Raw genomic sequence first — 15,961 nt, 5'->3', positions numbered from 1 at the left:
GCGGTGAAGGTCATCCCGTTGGGATGGGCGGGCAGGGACTTGCGGCGGTGGAGAATCAAGTCCCTGGGGGGATCGAACGTGATTGGGTGCCTGCCCGCAAGCTTGATCATCCGCGCCGAGGTCGCTTGGTCGAGCCGATGGTCCGCGGTCGCGGTGTCGACGGTGGCCGGTTCCTCGCCCTCGAGCCCAAGAACGACCGCCTTCTCAGAGCCGTGGCCGTGGCCGGTTGCGCCGAGCGAGCCGAAGAGCTCGGCGCGGACTCGGACAGTGCGGTCCAGCACCCCGTCTGCCACGAGACCATCGACGAAGATCTTGGCCGCGCGCATCGGGCCAACCGTGTGTGACGACGACGGCCCGATGCCGATCGAGTAGAGGTCGAAGACGCTGAGGGCCATCAGCTGCTCCGAACCTCAACGGCCTGACGGTATAGCCGGCCGGCGCGGTAGGACGAGCGGACCAGCGGGCCGGACATGACTCCCGAGAAGCCGATCTGGTCGGCCTCGTCCTTGAGCTCGACGAACTCCTCGGGCTTCACCCACCGCTCGACCGGGTGATGGCGCAGCGACGGGCGGAGGTACTGGGTGATCGTGATCAGCTCGCAGCCGGCGTCGTGCAGGTCGCGCAGCGCCTGGCTGACCTCCTCGCGGGTCTCGCCCATGCCGAGGATCAGGTTGGACTTGGTGACCAGGCCGAAGTCGCGGGCCTGGGTGATCACGTCCAGGGAGCGGTCGTAGCGGAACGCGGGACGGATCCGCTTGAAGATCCGCGGCACGGTCTCGACGTTGTGGGCGAGCACCTCGGGGCGCGACTCGAACACCTCGCGCAACAGGTCGGGCTTGCCGTTGAAGTCGGGAATGAGGTTCTCGACCCCGGTGGCGCCCTGCTCGTTGTTGGCGGTGAGCTCGTGGATGGCGCGCACGGTCTCGGCGTACAGCCAGGCGCCGCCGTCCTCGAGGTCGTCTCGGGCGACGCCGGTGATGGTGGCGTAGCGCAGCTGCATCTTCTGGACCGACTCCGCCACGCGGCGCGGCTCGTCACGGTCCAGCGGCTCGGGCTTGCCGGTGTCGATCTGGCAGAAGTCGCACCGCCGGGTGCACTGGTCGCCACCGATGAGGAACGTGGCCTCGCGGTCCTCCCAGCACTCGAAGATGTTGGGGCAGCCGGCTTCCTGGCAGACGGTGTGCAGACCCTCGCCCTTGACGAGGTTCTGCAGCTCCTTGTACGCCGGGCCCATCGTGGCCCGGGTCTTGATCCACTCCGGCTTCCGCTCGATGGGGGTCTCGGCGTTGCGGACTTCGAGCCGGAGCAGCTTCCGGCCCTCGGGTGCGACGACCGACGACGTCGACATGTCAGCGCCCTTCGTAGATGGGAAAGCGCTGTGCCAGGGCGGTCACCCGTGCGGAGAGCTCTGCGTCCGAGTTGTTGTCGGCCGCCTGGACGAGGGTGCGCGCGATGATCTCCGCCACCTCGACGAACTCGTCTGCACCAAACCCGCGAGTGGCCAGGGCCGCTGTGCCGATCCGCAGTCCGGAGGACACCATCGGCGGGCGTGGATCGAACGGCACGGCGTTACGGTTTACGGTGATACCGATCTTGTGAAGCCTGTCCTCAGCGGTGCGGCCGTCGAGCTCCGACTCCCGCAGGTCGACCAGGACGAGGTGCACCTGGGTGCCGCCGGTAAGCACTGAGATCCCAGCCGAGCGCACGTCCTCGCCGAGCAGGCGGTCGGCCACGATGCGAGCGCCCTCGAGCGTTCGCTGCTGCCGCTCGCGGAAGTCATCGCTCGCTGCGACGCGGAAGGAGACCGCCTTCGCGGCGATAACGTGCTCCAGCGGACCACCTTGAAGGCCGGGGAACACGGCGGAGTTGAACTTCTTGGCCAGGTCGGGGTCGTTGGTCAGGATCACCCCGCCGCGGGGACCGCCGAGGGTCTTGTGGGTCGTGGTGGTCACCACGTCGGCGAACGGCGTCGGGTTGGGATGCAGCCCGGCGGCAACTAGGCCGGCGAAGTGCGCCATATCGACCATCAGGTAGGCGCCGACACGATCGGCGATACGCCGGAACTCGGCGAAGTCGAGGTGCGCCGGATAGGCCGACCAGCCGGCGATGATCAGCGTGGGCCGGTGATCCTCCGCGAGCCGCTCGACCTCCGCCATGTCCACGCGGAAGTCGTCCGGGCGGACGTGGTAGGCCTCGACGCGGTACTGCTTGCCGCTGTAGTTGAGCCGCATGCCGTGGGTGAGGTGCCCGCCGTGCGGGAGATCGAGGCCGAGGATGGTGTCGCCGTGCTCGAGGAGCGCGAACATCACCGCCGCGTTGGCCTGGGCCCCCGAGTGGGGCTGGACGTTCGCGTAGGCGGCGCCGAACAGCGACGTCACGCGGTCGATCGCCAGCTGCTCGACGACGTCGACGTGCTCGCATCCCCCGTAGTAGCGCCGGCCCGGGTACCCCTCGGCGTACTTGTTGGTGAGGACGGAGCCTTGGGCCTCCATCACGGCGAGAGGCGCGAAGTTCTCACTCGCGATCATCTCGAGGGTGGTCTGCTGGCGGCGCAGCTCGGCGCCGATTGCCCCGTGGACCTGCGGGTCGATGTCGGCAAGAGGTGCGTGCAACATCTCCACGTCAGCTGCCCGAGATCAAGCTTGAGTACTCGTCGGCACTCAAGAGGTCGGGGATGCCGGAGACACGGACGCGGAAGAGCCAGCCCGCCTCGTAGGGCGCCAGGTTCACCGCGCTCGAGTCGTCGACCAGGCCCTGGTTGATCTCGACGACCTCGCCTTCCACAGGCGCGAACAGGTCGCTGACCGACTTGGTCGACTCGACCTCCCCGCAGGTGTTACCGGCGGTGACCGAGGCGCCGACGTCGGGCAGATCGACGTAGACGACGTCGCCGAGGGCCTCAGCGGCGTACTCGGTGATGCCGACGGTCGCGATGTCACCCTCGAGGGCGACCCACTCGTGCTGCGCTGTGTACTGAAGGTGGGACGGAACTGTCATGACGTGCTCCTTCGTAGGGGTGGGTGTGGTCAGTGGCGGCGGCGGTAGAACGGCAGCTCGACGACTTGGACGTCGACGTCGGAGCCCCGCACCTCGACCTTCAGAGGCGTCCCGGCCATGGACCGGCTGGGGTCGACGTAGGCCATCGCGATCGGGTGCCCGAGCGTGGGGGAGGGGGCACCGCTGGTCACCCAGCCGACCGGCTCGCCGGAGCTGGGGTCGACGACGGTGTGCCCGTGCCGAGGGGTTCGTCGGCTCCCCGTGACTAGCCCGACGAGGGTGCGCTCCGAGCCTTGGTCACGGCGATCCAGGATGGCCTGGTCCCCGACGAAGCCGCCCTCCTTGTCGAACGTGACAACTCGTCCGAGGCCGGCGTCGAACGGGGTGAGTGTGCGGTCGAGCTCCTGGCCGTAGAGCGGCATTCCTGCCTCGAGCCGCAGGGTGTCGCGACACGCCAGACCGGCCGGCCTGAGGTCGTGGCGCTTTCCAGCCGCCGCGAGCGAGTTCCAGACACCCGCGGCGTCGTCGGGGTGACAGTAGACCTCGAACCCGTCCTCACCTGTGTAGCCGGTCCGAGCGATCAGCACGTCGCGGGAAGCGAGCACCGTCTTGGTGATCGCATAATAGGGAAGGCTCACGACTTCAAGGGGCGCGATCTCGGCGGCGATCGCCGCTGCGCGGGGGCCTTGCACGGCGATCAGGGACCACCGCTCGGAGGCGTCGTCGACATCGGCTTCGAAGCCGCGGGCGCGTTCGCGGAGCTCGCGCGCGACCGCGGTGGCGTTGCTCGCGTTCGCGACGACGAGGTAGCGCTCGTCACCCAGTCGGTAGACAACAAGGTCATCGATGATTCCCCCGTCAACGTCACAAATCATCGTGTAACGCGCACGACCCGACGCGATCCTGGAAGGCCTGCCGACCAGGGCGAAGTCGAGCGCGCGACCCGACTCGCGACCGGTCACCTCAATCTCGCCCATGTGGCTCAGGTCGAAAAGCCCCGCCGTGGTGCGAACGGCGGTGTGCTCTGCGATCTCGGAGTCGTACCGCAACGGCATCGCCCACCCCGCGAAGTCCATGAAGGTTGCGCCGAGCGCACGGTGGATGTCATACAGGGCGGTGAGCTTGGACGTCTGGACGGTCATGCGGGGACACCTTCCGGGTTCTCGGTTGCGTAAGCGTCGGGCGGCGGGCAGGAGCAGACCAGGTGCCGGTCGCCGTATGCCTGATCGATCCGGCCGACCGCCGGCCAGTACTTGTCGGCAGTGATTCCCGACGGGAAGAGGCCCTTCGAGCGGGAGTACGCCTGATCCCACTGGTCATCGACGAGGACAGCAGAGGTGTGCGGCGCATGCCGGAGCGCACTCGCCTCCACGGCCACCGCACCGGACTCGATCTCACCGATCTCGGCCCGGATCGCGATCATCGCTTCGACGAAGCGGTCGAGCTCGGCGAGGTTCTCGCTCTCCGTGGGCTCGACCATCAAGGTGCCTGGCACGGGGAAGCTCATCGTCGGAGCGTGGAACCCGTAGTCGACGAGGCGTTTCGCGACGTCGTCGACGGTGACGCCGGTCCGGAGCGTGATCTCCCGGAGATCGAGGATGCACTCGTGGGCGACGAGGCCGCCCTGGCCTCTGTACAGGACGGGAAAGTGGTCGCTGAGTCGGCTGGCGACGTAGTTCGCGCTCAGCACGGCGGAGCGGGTTGCCGCTGTCAGACCGGCACCGCCCATCATCCGGACGAAGGCCCACGAGATCGGCAGGATGCCCGCAGAGCCGAAGGGAGCCGCGCTGACCGGCCCGAGGCCCTCCCGTTGAGACGGGTTGGGATGCAGCGGGTGTGACGGGAGGTACGGCGCGAGGTGCGTGGCGACAGCCACGGGGCCGACGCCGGGTCCGCCACCGCCGTGAGGGATGCAGAAGGTCTTGTGCAGGTTCAGATGCGAGACGTCGCCGCCGAAGGTCCCGGGCTTGGCTACCCCGAGCAGCGCGTTCAGGTTGGCGCCGTCGATGTACACCTGACCCCCGTGTCGGTGGACCAGCTCGCACAGGGTGGTGATGCCTTCTTCGTAGACCCCGTGCGTCGATGGGTACGTCACCATCGCCGCGGCGAGCGAGTCTGCATGCTGGAGGCACTTCGCCTCGAAGTCCTCGAGATCTACGGTGCCGTCCTCCGCCGACGCGACGACGACGACGCGCATGCCGGCCAGCACGGCCGAGGCCGCGTTAGTGCCGTGGGCGCTCGCCGGGATCAGGCAGACGTCCCGATGCGGTTCACCGATGGCGCGGTGGTAGGCCCGCACCGCGAGGAGCCCCGCGAGCTCTCCTTGTGAGCCGGCGTTCGGCTGGAAGGAGACCCGCGCGTAGCCGGTGACTTCGGCGAGCCAGGCTTCCAACTGATCGATGAGCTCTGCGTAGCCGGCCGCGTCCGCCGCCGGGGCGAAGGGATGGAGGTCGGCGAACCCTGGAAGCGAGATCGCCTCCATCTCGGTCGTCGCGTTCAGCTTCATCGTGCATGACCCGAGTGGGATCATCCCGCGGTCGAGGGCGAAGTCCCGGTCCGACAGCCGACGCAGGTAGCGAAGCATGGCGGTTTCCGAGTGATGGCTGCGGAAGACCGGGTGGGTCAGATAGTCGCTTCGGCGCCGAAGAGAAGCGGGGATCGGCTGTTCACCGCGAGCGGCGTCACACATACCCTCGCCGAAGGCTGCGACGACCAGCTCGACGTGCTCGGGTGTTGTGACTTCGGACGTGCTGATGCCGACGCGGTCCTCGTCAACCGGTCGGAGCCTCAGACCGGCGGCCGTCGCCGCACGTAGCACGTCGTCCGCCCGGCCGGGCACAAGGACAACCAGGGTGTCGAAGTAGTGTTGGGTCAGGACCTGATGGCCTCGGGCGCGGAGACCGGCGGCGACGGCGGCAGCGTGGCCGTGCACGCGTTCGGCGATCGCCCGGAGCCCGTCCGGGCCATGGTAAACCGCGTACATCGAAGCGACTACGGCGAGCAGAACCTGCGCGGTGCAGATGTTTGAGGTAGCGCGGTTCCGTCGGATGTGCTGCTCGCGGGTCTGCAGTGAAAGCCGGTAGGCCGGACGACCGGCCGAGTCGACCGAGACACCGACCAGGCGACCGGGTAGGTGTCGCTCAAGCCCGCTGGACACCGCTATATAGCCCGCGTGCGGACCGCCGTAGAAGAGAGGAACGCCGAACCGCTGCATCGACCCGACGACGATGTCGGCCCCGAGCTCGCCTGGCGACACGAGTAACGTGAGGGCCAGCGGGTCGGCGGACACTGTCACCATCGCCCCGTTCTCGTGAGCCGTCGCGATGAGGCCGCCGACATCACGGATCTCGCCCGAGCAACCCGGGTAGGACGCGACCAGGCCGAAGTACGGCCCGTCGGGGAGCCCGTCGTCGAGATCGACGAGCTCGACGACGATGCCCACTGCCTCGGCCCGGGTGCCTACCACCTCGATGGTCTGCGGAAGCGAGTCCGCGTCCACGAGGATGCGGTTCGACGTGGACCGCGTCGCGCGCCGCATGACCATGACGGCCTCGGCGACGGCGGTCGCCTCGTCCAGGAGTGAAGCGTTCGCCGTCGGCAAGCCGGTCAGATCTCCGACGAGGGTCTGGAAGTTGAGGAGCGCCTCGAGACGTCCCTGGCTGATCTCCGGCTGGTACGGCGTGTAGGCCGTGTACCAGGCGGGGCTCTCTAGCACGTTGCGGCGAATCACGGCTGGCGTCACGGTGGGGTGGTAGCCCAAGCCGATCATGGGGACGGCGACGGTGTTGCGCGCGGCCAGTCCGGCTAGCTCGGCAGCGGCACGCACTTCGTCGACCGGGGCAGGCAGCGCCAGGTCCATATCGGTCCGGATCGAGGCCGGCACGGCGGCGTCCATCAGGTCGTCGAGCCGGGCGAACCCAAGGGCAGCGAGCATTGTCGCCTGCTCGGCTGCGGTGGTGCCGATATGGCGGTCGGCGAAGGTGCGAGCGTACGAGAAGGTCGTGGACACGACAGGGGGCCTCCTGATTGGGGCGCCACGATGGCGGCGCCGAATCGGCCTCCCCCTCTGTCATCGGTACCTGAGAGCTTCGCCGTCCGTGGGCGGCTTGCACCTTGGGTGCAGGGCGATTCGCGTCCTGTCTTTCCAGAGTTGCCTCACCCAAGCGGTGCGGGGCCTGAGAGATTCGTGGGGAGAGTTGCTCCTTCGGCGTCGAGCTGAGCGGCTCGACTCTCCCGCCAGGGGTCGTCGGCATGTTCTTTTATGGACGGAAAGTAGACCTTAAGTCTACGAGTTCGTCAAGGCGCCCTAGAAGGTTGGAGTGAAGGGGGACGCGGCGGGCGAGCTGCCGGTCCGAGTCCAGGCACGTCCACGTCATGGAGCTTTCGTTGACGCGGAGACGTCGTTTGCCCCAATAATGGACGCGGAGTGAACCAATGCGGCGTCGCATGCGCGCGCCCGTCAAGGAAGGCAGCAGCATGAGGACGCGCCGCGAGGATGTGCCGTCGTATTGGCTCTACGAGGCGGGGGCACGTCCCGACGACGCCTTGGAGGGGGATCGCGCCGTCGACTACTGCATCGTGGGTGCCGGCCTCACCGGGTTGTGGACCGCCTACTACCTGAGCATGGCGCGACCAGACGCCGAGATCGCGGTCGTCGAGAAGCGCATGGCCGGGTACGGCGCGTCGGGACGCAATGCAGGCTGGCTCAGCTCCGAGTTCGACGGAAAGTTCGAGGACATCGCCGCCCGCGGTGGCCGTGCCGGCGTGGTCTCGATGCACCACGCCATGAACCACACGTTCGACGAGGTGCTCGAGGTCTGTCGCGCCGAAGGCATCGACGCAGATCAACGCCAGGGCGGGATCATCCGGTTCGCGCAGAACCGGGCGCAGCTCGCCCGCGTGCGCGCCAGCTACGAGAAGCGGTGTACGTGGGGCGCCAATGCCGGTTACCGCTGGCTGTCCGGAGACGAGGTGGCCGAGCGCGTAGCTGTCGACGGCGTTCTCGGCGGCTACTACAACGAGTACGGCGCGCGTGTTCAGCCGGCGAAGATGGTGCGGCAACTCCTCGACGTCGTACGGCGGCGAGGAGTCCGCGTTCACGAGAACACCGAGGCGCTGCGAATCGAGCCTTCCCGGGTGGTGACGGTAAAGGGGACTGTTCGGGCCCCGATCGTCATCCGCGCGGTCGAGGCCTATCTGGTCGAGCTGCCCGGACATAGGCGTGACGTCTTCCCGATGCAGTCGACCGTCATCGTGACCGAGCCGATCCCGGTGGAGCTCCGGCAACAGATCGGTTGGATCGAGGCGGAACTCCTCGCCGACGGCGCGAATGCCTACGCGGCCGCTCAGCTCACTCCTGACTGGCGAGTTGTGATGGGTGCCCGAGGAATCAATCCCAAGTACGGATATGGATCGTCGCTCGACAAGGAAGGTGTGACGACCGACCGGGCGCGTGAGCACCTCTTTGAGGCCGTCACGAACTGGTTTCCGCAGCTGCGCGACCTGCCGATCGCCGACTCGTGGTGCGGGGTGCTGGCGATCCCGCGCGACTGGACTCCTTCGGTCAATTTCGATCCGGCCCTGGGGATCGCCAGCGCGGGAGGGTATGTCGGCAGTGGTGTGAGCACGACGAACCTCGCTGGTCGAACCTTGACCGACCTCGTGACCGGCGCCGATACCGGGCTGACGCGGCTGCCCTGGGTAGGTCGGCCACTCCGCCGCTGGGAACCAGAACCCTTGCGGTGGATCGGCGTCAACGCCATGAAGCGGCTGTATCGAACTGCCGACGTCCGCGAGGAGCGCGGCCTCGATCGCGCGAGCAAGCTCAGCCAGCTCGGCGCCCTCGTGACGGGTCGCTGATCTCGTTCACTTTCCTCCTCATCTCCAGTAACCACGGGCCAACGGGCCCCTGCCGATAGGAATCATTATGAGTACGACCACCGACCTCGTTGCTTCGTACCTGACCGCGCTGCGCGGACGCCGCGAGCCGGGGTTCGAGCAGGCACTTCGCGAGCACCTGACCGAGGATGCGATCTGTGTCGAGGCAGAGATGATCCCGTGGGGAGGGACGTGGGTCGGTATTGACGGCTTCCTCGGAGTCTTCCGGGCGCTGCACGAGGCCCTCGAGAATGCCCCGGGCATCGACCCGGACGGGACGCGCAGCGAGATCGGCGACCTGATGGGGGACGACTCGAAGGTCTTCCGCGAGTTCACGCTCACCATCAAGGGCGTCGACGGGATCGACTACCCGATCCCGGGTGCCGAGACCTACACGATCACGGACGGTCGGATCTCGGCGATCCGTGTGTACTTCCAGGACACCGCCTATCTGAACGAGGTGCTGTCCGCCTCCTGAGCCCCTACTGGCGAATGTTCATCTAAGTGAACTTCTTCATTCTCTTGACAGAATGAAGAAGTTCCGATGTAATGAACTTAACGCTGATGCAGGAGGTAGACCGTGAGCGACGACGACCTCGTCGGACGGACGTCGGGTAACAGGCGCGAACTCGTGTCGCGTCTCGGCAGCGAACTGCGTTCGCTCAGGAAAGACCGCAGCCTGACACTCGGCGAGCTCAGCAAGCGGTCGGGTGTCAGCGTCGGCTTGCTCAGTCAGATCGAGCGTGGGAACGGGAACCCCGCCTTCAACACGCTCGCCGACATCGCCCACGCGCTTGAGGTACCGATCGGTCGCCTCCTGCATCAGGCGGACCTGCAGTCGCCCGTCGTGCGAGCCAGCGAGCGCCGGACTCTGGACCTGCACGAGGCCGGCTCAGAGGCCAAGCACCAGCTCCTCACGCCCTCGCTGCGAGGACCGCTGGAAGCTCTCTGGATAGAGGTTCCGCCGGGCCACGACACGAGCGAAACCCCGTTCGTGCACGAGGGTCAGGAGTTCGGACTCGTGCTGCAGGGGACCCACGAGGTGACGGTGGACGGCCAGGTCTACGTGCTCGAAGCCGGCGACTCCATCACCTTCGAGAGCTCGTTGCCCCACTCCTATCGCAACATCGGTGATGAACAGGTCATCGCCGTCTGGGTGGTCACGCCACCGACCTTCTGAACCCAGAAGATCTCGGCGCCTGCGGCGACCGATGCCGACAGTGTCGTCGGTCGGACGAGCGCGCCCTCAATCACCTCTCACATCTCTCCAGCTCGACCTATCAGGAAGGTACCAATCGTGGCGAACAGGCTGCGCTCCAAGGCCGACTACCTCAAGGGCCTCCAGGACGGCCGTCAGGTGTACGTCGGCGGCGAGCTGATCACCGATGTCACCTCGCATGACGCGTTCAAGAACGCTGCGGACAGCGTGGGCAACATCTACGCGACTGTGTCCGATCCCAAGAACGAAGACGTCACGACGTACGTCGAGGAAGAGACGGGCGAGCGCTGCAGCCTGACGTTCCTGCGGCCGCGGACCGGTGCGGACCTCACGCTCCGCCGGAAGTTCCACCAGATCGTGGCCGAGACGAGCGGTGGGCTTCTGGGCCGCACTCCCGACCACGTCAGCACGTCCGCGACCGGCATGGCGTGCCAGGCCGACGTCTTCGCCGACGGCGGCTTCCCTGACCACGTCCTCGACTACTGGCGGTTCATCCGGGACGGCGACCTGTTCCTGGCCCACGCGGTCGCACCGCCGTCCGGGACGCGCGCCCTGAGCGAGCTGTACGACGGCGGCAAGGGCGGGGAGCCCGCGCGTAACCCGAACGCGATGCGTGTCGTGGACGAGGACAAGGACGGGATCGTCGTCCACGGTGTGAAGGTGCTCGCCACCTCGGCCGTCCTGGCCGACGAGATCTGGGTCGGCAACATCCTTCCCCTCCGGCCCGGCGACGAGGCCCACTCGGTGTCGTTCGCGCTCCCGATGGCCACGCCCGGCCTGAAGCTGATCAGCCGGACGCCGTTCGAGGCCCATGCCAACGACTTCGAGTACCCGCTTGCAAACAACTTCGACGAGACGGACTCGGTCCTGGTCTTCGACAACGTCCGGGTGCCGCGGGAGCGGGTGTTCACGTTCAACTCGATCGCCACCTCGCTGGCGGCGTTCAACAACACGCCGGCCCACGCGCTCGCAAACCTCCAGGCGCACGCGCGCCTTCTGACCAAGACGGGGACGATGCTGGGCCTCACCCGACTGGTGACCGAGGTGATCGGAACGTCGGGCATCCCGGCGGTGCAGGACGAGCTCCGCAAGATGGCGCTCTACGTCGGCATGCTCGACGGCCTGATCCAGGGCCAGGAGGCGTCCCCCGAGCAGTGGCCGAGCGGTTTCGTCAGCAACAACCGCGAGGTGCTCTACGCCACCATGGCCTGGAGTTCCCAGCAGTTCCCGCAGTTCGCTTTGCGGATGCGCGAGCTCATCGGCGGTCACCCGTTCCGGCAGCCTGCAGACGTCTCCGCGTTCGAGAACCCTGCGTCGGTCGACGCCTACCTGCGCACCTCCGGGCAGACCAACATTGAGGACGCCAAGGAGCACTACCAGCTCATGCGCATGGCCTGGGACTTCGCGGGCAGCGAGTTCGCAAGCCGTCACCTCCAGTACGAGATGTTCTACGCTGGTCCGCCGCACGTCACTAACGGCCACCTCGGCCGGTCGTTCGACTGGAACCGGGTCGACGCGCTCGCGGACGGCCTGGTCCGTCAGGTGCGGGAGAAGTCCCTTGCCGCCCGGGGCTGATCGCGCGGCCGTCATCCCAGAGCGGGTCGGGGCCGTCACTGGCGCGGCGGCTCGCCCAGCCACGCGGGACTTCTTCAGCCGCTGCGCGGCGACGGTCAACCTCATCACCGTCCGCGACGGCAACGTGGCGAGCGGCATGACCGCGACCTCGGTCTGCTCGCTGTCGCTCGACCCCCCGTCCGCGCTGATCTGTGTCAACCGCGAGGCGCGGACCCGGGCCGCGATCGCCGCGGCCGAGAGCTTCGTGATCAGCGTCCTCAGTCAGGATCAGGAGGAGGTCGCCAACCTCTTCAGCCGACCTGGCGGCAACAAGACGATCCCGGAGACACTGCTGAGCGACGACCCGGTCCTCGACGGGATCGGCCCGGAGTTCCCGGTCCTCGACGGTGTCGCGGGAGCGCTCATGTGCCGGCTCCAGTGCGCCGTCGACTTCGGCTCTCACTCGATCATGATCGGGCTGGTCGAGGCCGTCTACAAGAACGAGGCAGACCCGCAGCCCCTCGTCTACCACGACCGCCGCTACGTCAGCACCGTGGCGAACCTCGGCATCGCATGGCTCCAGGACGGTCTGGACGCAAGCTCGATCTCCGCTCTCGGCTGGTGACCGCCCGTCCCTGAATCTCTCCCTGCTCTTCACACCCGCGCACCCAACGTACGACAGGAGCCACCATGGCAGACGACAACACTTACTTCTCGATCGCGGCCATGCAGCCGAACATGCACTACGCCGCGAACCAGGAGGAGCTCTTCGACAAAAACCTCAACCGCTGGCTTGAGCTCATCGACCACATGGTCCCGTACTGGTCCATGATCACCGGGGCCCCGTGCCGGCTCGTCGTGTTCCCGGAATACGGGTTCATGAGCCTGCCGCGCAAGCCTGATGGCAGCTGGAATGGGCACGCGATCAAGCTGCCCGGCGCGGAGTCCGACGCGCTCGCCGAAAAGGCCAAGAAGCACGGCGTCTTCATCGCCGCGCACGCCTGGGTCGAGTACGACGACCTGCCGGGCCGCCCGATGAGTGTCGCGTTCGTGATCGACCCCAAGGGCGAGATCGTCCTGCGGCACCACAAGACCGTCATCAGCCGTTCTTACGAGGCGGGCAGCACGGCCCCCGGCGACGTGTACGACTGGTTCGTCGAGAAGTTCGGAGACGGGCTCGATGCATTCTTCCCGGTCGCCCACACCGAGATCGGTGGCCTCGGCTTCCAGATCTGCGGTGAGGGGCAGTACGCCGAGGTCTCGCGCGGCCTGATGCTGAACGGCGCCGAGATCATCATGCGGCCGAACGCTTGGCTCGAGCCGTGGATGACAGAGCCGCAGGATCTCATGGCGGTGATTACGCAGTTCAATGCCTTCTCGAGCATGAGCTACACAATCGAGGCGAACCGCGGGCACCTGTACCACCCGGGTCGCGCCGTCGACTTCGGCGCCGGGCGCTCGATGATCGCTGACTACACCGGGCGCCTGCTGGCTCGGGCGTCCGCCCACGGCGAGTCCGGGGTAGCCGCGGAGGTGAACATGGAGTCACTGCGCCGCTACCGCGAGGAGAGCGGGTTCTGCTCGCGCACCGTCTTCATGCCGTCGGAGATCTTCGCGAAGGTGTACACGGAGTCGGGCGAGATGTGGCCGAAGAACACCCTGATGAACCGCACGACCTCGATGACCTCCGCGGAGTGGGAGGACGTGCGCCGTCAGGTCATCGAGCGCCGCCGTGACGTCTTCAAGGAGTCCGAGCACTCCAAGAGCAGCAAGGCGAGGATCTGATGACGGACGCAGTCGCGCGCGACGAGGTCCGTGCGCTCTGGGACTCGATCTGGCCGACTCCGGTCGTCCGCGAGCCGAGCGCCGGTGCCGGGACCCTGACCCTCAGGATCGGGGAGGAGAAGCTCGAGATCACCCTCCTGGAAGACGTCTGCCCGGACACCGTCGCGGCCGTCCGGGAGAGCCTTCCACTCACCGGCTACTTCGTCCACGCGGCGTGGTCGGGGGAGGTGATCCGTGGCGTCGGCCCTGTCGATCTGCCGGGCTCGCTGGAGCTGGAGAACGCCACGATCTTCTGCGCACCAGGCGACGTCGTCTACTGCCCGGAGCACCGTGAGCTATCCGTCGTCTACGGCGACAACGACATGCGGATGGCTGACGGTCCCGTCTCGTCCTCGGTCTGGGGACAGATCCGCACGGACGTCGGCCTCCTTCAGAAGATCGGTCGAGACGTACGCCTCTTCGGCGTCGTCCGCTTCACGATCACACAGTGACTCGGTTGCCGGTGGCCATGTACAAGGGTGAGGCCTTGGCCACCGGCAACCGGACTCCCTCGCACGCGGCTCGCGCGTGCACCTGATGCGACAGGAGCGGTGGGCGTGACTGACCAGGTACTCGCCGGACGAACGGCGGTCGTGACCGGCTCGGCGGGCGGCATCGGGGTCGCCGTCGTCCGTTCACTTGCTGCCCGCGGCGCCACCGTCGTAGGCCTCGACCTGCGGCCGTCCGACGCCGTGCAGGAACTTGCGGCGTTCTATGCCGCCGACGTGTCCGAACAGCAGCAGGTGGAGGCGGCGTTCGCCCGGGTCGCGGAGCGGTTCGGCGATCTCACGATCCTCGTCAACGCGGCTGGCCGCTACCCGAGCACGCCGCTCCTTGAGATCGACGCTGCGACGTGGGACGGGGTCCTTCGCACCAACCTCGCAGGGCCTCACCTCTGTACGGCCGCCTTCGCACGCACGCTCGTGGCCGGGGGATCGACCGGATCGGTCGTCAACATCACCTCGACGGCCGGGACCCGCGCTCGGATGGGCGCCGCCCACTACTCGGCGTCGAAGGCTGCGCTCGACATGCTCACGAAGGCGCAAGCTCTCGAATTGGCCGGGCACGGGATCCGGGTGAACGCCGTCGCGCCCGGCTACGTAAAGGTCGACAGCGAGGTGAACCCGATCTCCGCCGACTACGAGGCCGCGGTGCTCGCCGGGATTCCGCTGGCGAGGGCAGGGGTGCCCCAGGATGTCGCGGAGGCTGTCGCGTTCCTTGTGAGCCCGGCCGCGTCGTGGATCACGGGGTCGGTCCTGGTCGTCGACGGCGGGGCGGGCGTCGGAAACCGCGGACTCCCGGTGAGCTGGCCGGCGGGTGCAGGGACACTGGCATGAGGGTCGTTCAGGTTAAGGGAGCGCCGTACCAATGCGGATACGGACACGGAACGCAGGCCCACGACCAGATCAACGAAGCCGCGGACGTCTACCGACGATGGTTCCACGCTTTCGCAGGGCTCGACTCGCGCGCGGTCGCCGAGGCGGTCCTGCCCCACCTCGACTGGCTGGAGACGCACCGCCCCGACGCCCTTGTTGAGATGCAGGGGATTGCGGACGGCGCGGGCCTGCCTGTGTCCGCGATTGCCGCGCTGAACTTCCGCACCGAGATCGCCTACCGCGCGGTCGGAACCACGGCGCTCACCGAGTGCACGGTCGTCGGGGTTGACGCCTCGGCATCGGCGGACGGGCACGTCTACATCGGGCAGAACTGGGACTGGCTCACCGAGCTTCTCGAGCTCGCGATCCTCCTCGACATCGATCTTGAGGGCGGTCGACGTCTCGTTACCATCACCGAACCGGGCATGCTCGCGAAACTCGGCATGAACTCCTCGGGGGTGGGGCTGTGCGTGAACCTCCTGGGCAGCGACGTAAACGGCATCGGCGGCAGCTTCCACACGCTGGCGCGAGACGTCCTCCAGAGCACTTCCGCTCTCGACGGCACCTGGGCGGTGTCGAGCGCTGAGCGCGCTGGTTCGGGCAACTTCCTCATCGGTGGCAAGACCGGAGAGGTCGTCGACCTCGAGTACAACCCGAAGCGATACGACCTGCTGTTCCCACGAAACGGCGTGGTTGCCCATGCCAACCACTTCTTGGCCCCCGAGCCGGGGGTCCGAGACCGCATGGACTACCTGCCACAGCTGTCGCCCGGCACCTACTTCCGGCAGCATCGCGCCGACCAGCTGCTCGACGAGGCCCGCAACCGGGGCGGGGTGTCCTTGGCCGACATCTCCCAGGTGTTGCGGGACCACTACGGTGCTCCCGAGAGCATCTGCCGGCACCCAGGGGTGCCGGACAGCTGCGGCGGGACGCGGGAGATCCTCGGCCAGACGAACGTCTCCGCGATCTTCGACCTGACGGCCGCCGTCATGCACCTGGCCGTGGGGACCCCGTGCGAGACCACGTACGACACGATCGGGATGCCGTGGTCGTGACTGCGGCGGACCAGCAACCCTGGGAGTGGCCTGAGTCGGTTTGGCGTAGCCACCTCGAC

15 protein-coding genes and 1 riboswitch are annotated in these 15,961 nt (G+C 67.4%); of the genes, 9 read left to right on the top strand and 6 right to left on the bottom strand.

Annotated elements, in window-relative coordinates; genetic code table 11:
• The 6 genes from E7Z54_RS24060 to gcvP form a co-directional block, all read right to left on the bottom strand.
• On the bottom strand, positions 1 to 395 hold a 395-nt coding region (locus E7Z54_RS24060), incomplete at its 3' end, for a serine dehydratase beta chain (RefSeq protein ID WP_276606233.1).
• The gene (lipA, locus tag E7Z54_RS15295; protein WP_136435100.1) at positions 395 to 1,348 is read right to left on the bottom strand and encodes a lipoyl synthase; all 954 of its coding nucleotides are present in this window, start codon (positions 1,346 to 1,348) and stop codon (positions 395 to 397) included. The genes lipA and E7Z54_RS24060, both read right to left, overlap by 1 nt.
• A gap of 1 nt (position 1,349) precedes the next feature.
• Positions 1,350 to 2,615 carry a serine hydroxymethyltransferase gene (glyA, locus tag E7Z54_RS15290; RefSeq protein ID WP_136435098.1) on the bottom strand — a complete coding sequence of 422 codons (1,266 nt, stop codon included), beginning with the start codon at positions 2,613 to 2,615 and terminating at the stop codon, positions 1,350 to 1,352.
• A 7-nt stretch (positions 2,616 to 2,622) separates the two neighbouring features.
• Complete coding sequence (gene gcvH / locus E7Z54_RS15285) at positions 2,623 to 2,997, bottom strand: glycine cleavage system protein GcvH (protein ID WP_136435097.1); 375 nt, start codon at positions 2,995 to 2,997, stop codon at positions 2,623 to 2,625.
• A 29-nt stretch (positions 2,998 to 3,026) separates the two neighbouring features.
• Entirely contained in the window at positions 3,027 to 4,139 is a 1,113-nt protein-coding gene (gene gcvT / locus E7Z54_RS15280) for a glycine cleavage system aminomethyltransferase GcvT (protein ID WP_136435095.1), read from the bottom strand.
• Positions 4,136 to 6,931 (bottom strand): aminomethyl-transferring glycine dehydrogenase, encoded by a 2,796-nt coding sequence (gene gcvP / locus E7Z54_RS15275; protein WP_240769719.1) that lies wholly within the window; start codon positions 6,929 to 6,931, stop codon positions 4,136 to 4,138. Before gcvP ends, gcvT begins: the two co-directional genes overlap by 4 nt.
• 220 nt (positions 6,932 to 7,151) lie before the next feature.
• A riboswitch (glycine riboswitch) is annotated at positions 7,152 to 7,243 on the bottom strand.
• Between the two features lie 200 nt (positions 7,244 to 7,443).
• Here gcvP and E7Z54_RS15270 point away from each other — a divergent pair.
• The 9 genes from E7Z54_RS15270 (at position 7,444) to E7Z54_RS15230 (ending at position 15,902) form a co-directional block, all read left to right on the top strand.
• Positions 7,444 to 8,856, top strand: a complete 1,413-nt coding sequence (locus E7Z54_RS15270; protein WP_206056265.1) for an NAD(P)/FAD-dependent oxidoreductase — start codon at positions 7,444 to 7,446, stop codon at positions 8,854 to 8,856.
• Positions 8,857 to 8,923: 67 nt separating this feature from the next.
• On the top strand, positions 8,924 to 9,352 hold the full coding sequence (locus E7Z54_RS15265) for a nuclear transport factor 2 family protein (protein ID WP_136435089.1): 429 nt from the start codon (positions 8,924 to 8,926) through the stop codon (positions 9,350 to 9,352).
• 102 nt (positions 9,353 to 9,454) lie between these two features.
• The gene (locus E7Z54_RS15260) at positions 9,455 to 10,054 is read left to right on the top strand and encodes a helix-turn-helix domain-containing protein (protein ID WP_206056263.1); all 600 of its coding nucleotides are present in this window, start codon (positions 9,455 to 9,457) and stop codon (positions 10,052 to 10,054) included.
• A 117-nt stretch (positions 10,055 to 10,171) separates the two neighbouring features.
• Complete coding sequence (locus E7Z54_RS15255; RefSeq protein ID WP_136435087.1) at positions 10,172 to 11,668, top strand: 4-hydroxyphenylacetate 3-hydroxylase family protein; 1,497 nt, start codon at positions 10,172 to 10,174, stop codon at positions 11,666 to 11,668.
• Positions 11,652 to 12,272: a flavin reductase family protein gene (locus E7Z54_RS15250; RefSeq protein WP_168798356.1), complete on the top strand. Its 621-nt coding sequence runs from the start codon at positions 11,652 to 11,654 to the stop codon at positions 12,270 to 12,272. Before E7Z54_RS15255 ends, E7Z54_RS15250 begins: the two co-directional genes overlap by 17 nt.
• A gap of 65 nt (positions 12,273 to 12,337) precedes the next feature.
• The gene (locus tag E7Z54_RS15245) at positions 12,338 to 13,432 is read left to right on the top strand and encodes a nitrilase-related carbon-nitrogen hydrolase (RefSeq protein WP_136435083.1); all 1,095 of its coding nucleotides are present in this window, start codon (positions 12,338 to 12,340) and stop codon (positions 13,430 to 13,432) included.
• Entirely contained in the window at positions 13,432 to 13,923 is a 492-nt protein-coding gene (locus E7Z54_RS15240; protein ID WP_136435081.1) for a DUF3830 family protein, read from the top strand. Before E7Z54_RS15245 ends, E7Z54_RS15240 begins: the two co-directional genes overlap by 1 nt.
• 105 nt (positions 13,924 to 14,028) lie before the next feature.
• Positions 14,029 to 14,808 (top strand): SDR family NAD(P)-dependent oxidoreductase, encoded by a 780-nt coding sequence (locus E7Z54_RS15235; protein WP_168798355.1) that lies wholly within the window; start codon positions 14,029 to 14,031, stop codon positions 14,806 to 14,808.
• Entirely contained in the window at positions 14,805 to 15,902 is a 1,098-nt protein-coding gene (locus E7Z54_RS15230; protein WP_136435078.1) for a C45 family autoproteolytic acyltransferase/hydolase, read from the top strand. The genes E7Z54_RS15235 and E7Z54_RS15230 overlap by 4 nt, the downstream gene beginning before the upstream one ends.
• Positions 15,903 to 15,961 lie beyond the last annotated feature (59 nt).

The sequence above is a fragment of the Nocardioides sp. genome (genome assembly GCF_004803405.1).
In the GTDB taxonomy this organism is placed as follows: Bacteria; Actinomycetota; Actinomycetes; order Propionibacteriales; family Nocardioidaceae; genus Nocardioides; species Nocardioides vastitatis.
This window is presented reverse-complemented; position numbering and strand designations above follow the sequence as displayed.

Coding starts and splice junctions, on each gene's coding strand:
- E7Z54_RS15265 (WP_136435089.1), top strand. CDS start 8,924: ATGAGTACGACCACCGACCTCGTTGCTTCGTACCTGACCGCGCTGCGC.
- lipA (WP_136435100.1), bottom strand. CDS start 1,348: ATGTCGACGTCGTCGGTCGTCGCACCCGAGGGCCGGAAGCTGCTCCGG.
- gcvT (WP_136435095.1), bottom strand. CDS start 4,139: ATGACCGTCCAGACGTCCAAGCTCACCGCCCTGTATGACATCCACCGT.
- E7Z54_RS15240 (WP_136435081.1), top strand. CDS start 13,432: ATGACGGACGCAGTCGCGCGCGACGAGGTCCGTGCGCTCTGGGACTCG.
- glyA (WP_136435098.1), bottom strand. CDS start 2,615: ATGTTGCACGCACCTCTTGCCGACATCGACCCGCAGGTCCACGGGGCA.
- E7Z54_RS15230 (WP_136435078.1), top strand. CDS start 14,805: ATGAGGGTCGTTCAGGTTAAGGGAGCGCCGTACCAATGCGGATACGGA.
- E7Z54_RS15245 (WP_136435083.1), top strand. CDS start 12,338: ATGGCAGACGACAACACTTACTTCTCGATCGCGGCCATGCAGCCGAAC.
- gcvP (WP_240769719.1), bottom strand. CDS start 6,931: ATGCTCGCTGCCCTTGGGTTCGCCCGGCTCGACGACCTGATGGACGCC.
- gcvH (WP_136435097.1), bottom strand. CDS start 2,997: ATGACAGTTCCGTCCCACCTTCAGTACACAGCGCAGCACGAGTGGGTC.
- E7Z54_RS15270 (WP_206056265.1), top strand. CDS start 7,444: ATGCGCGCGCCCGTCAAGGAAGGCAGCAGCATGAGGACGCGCCGCGAG.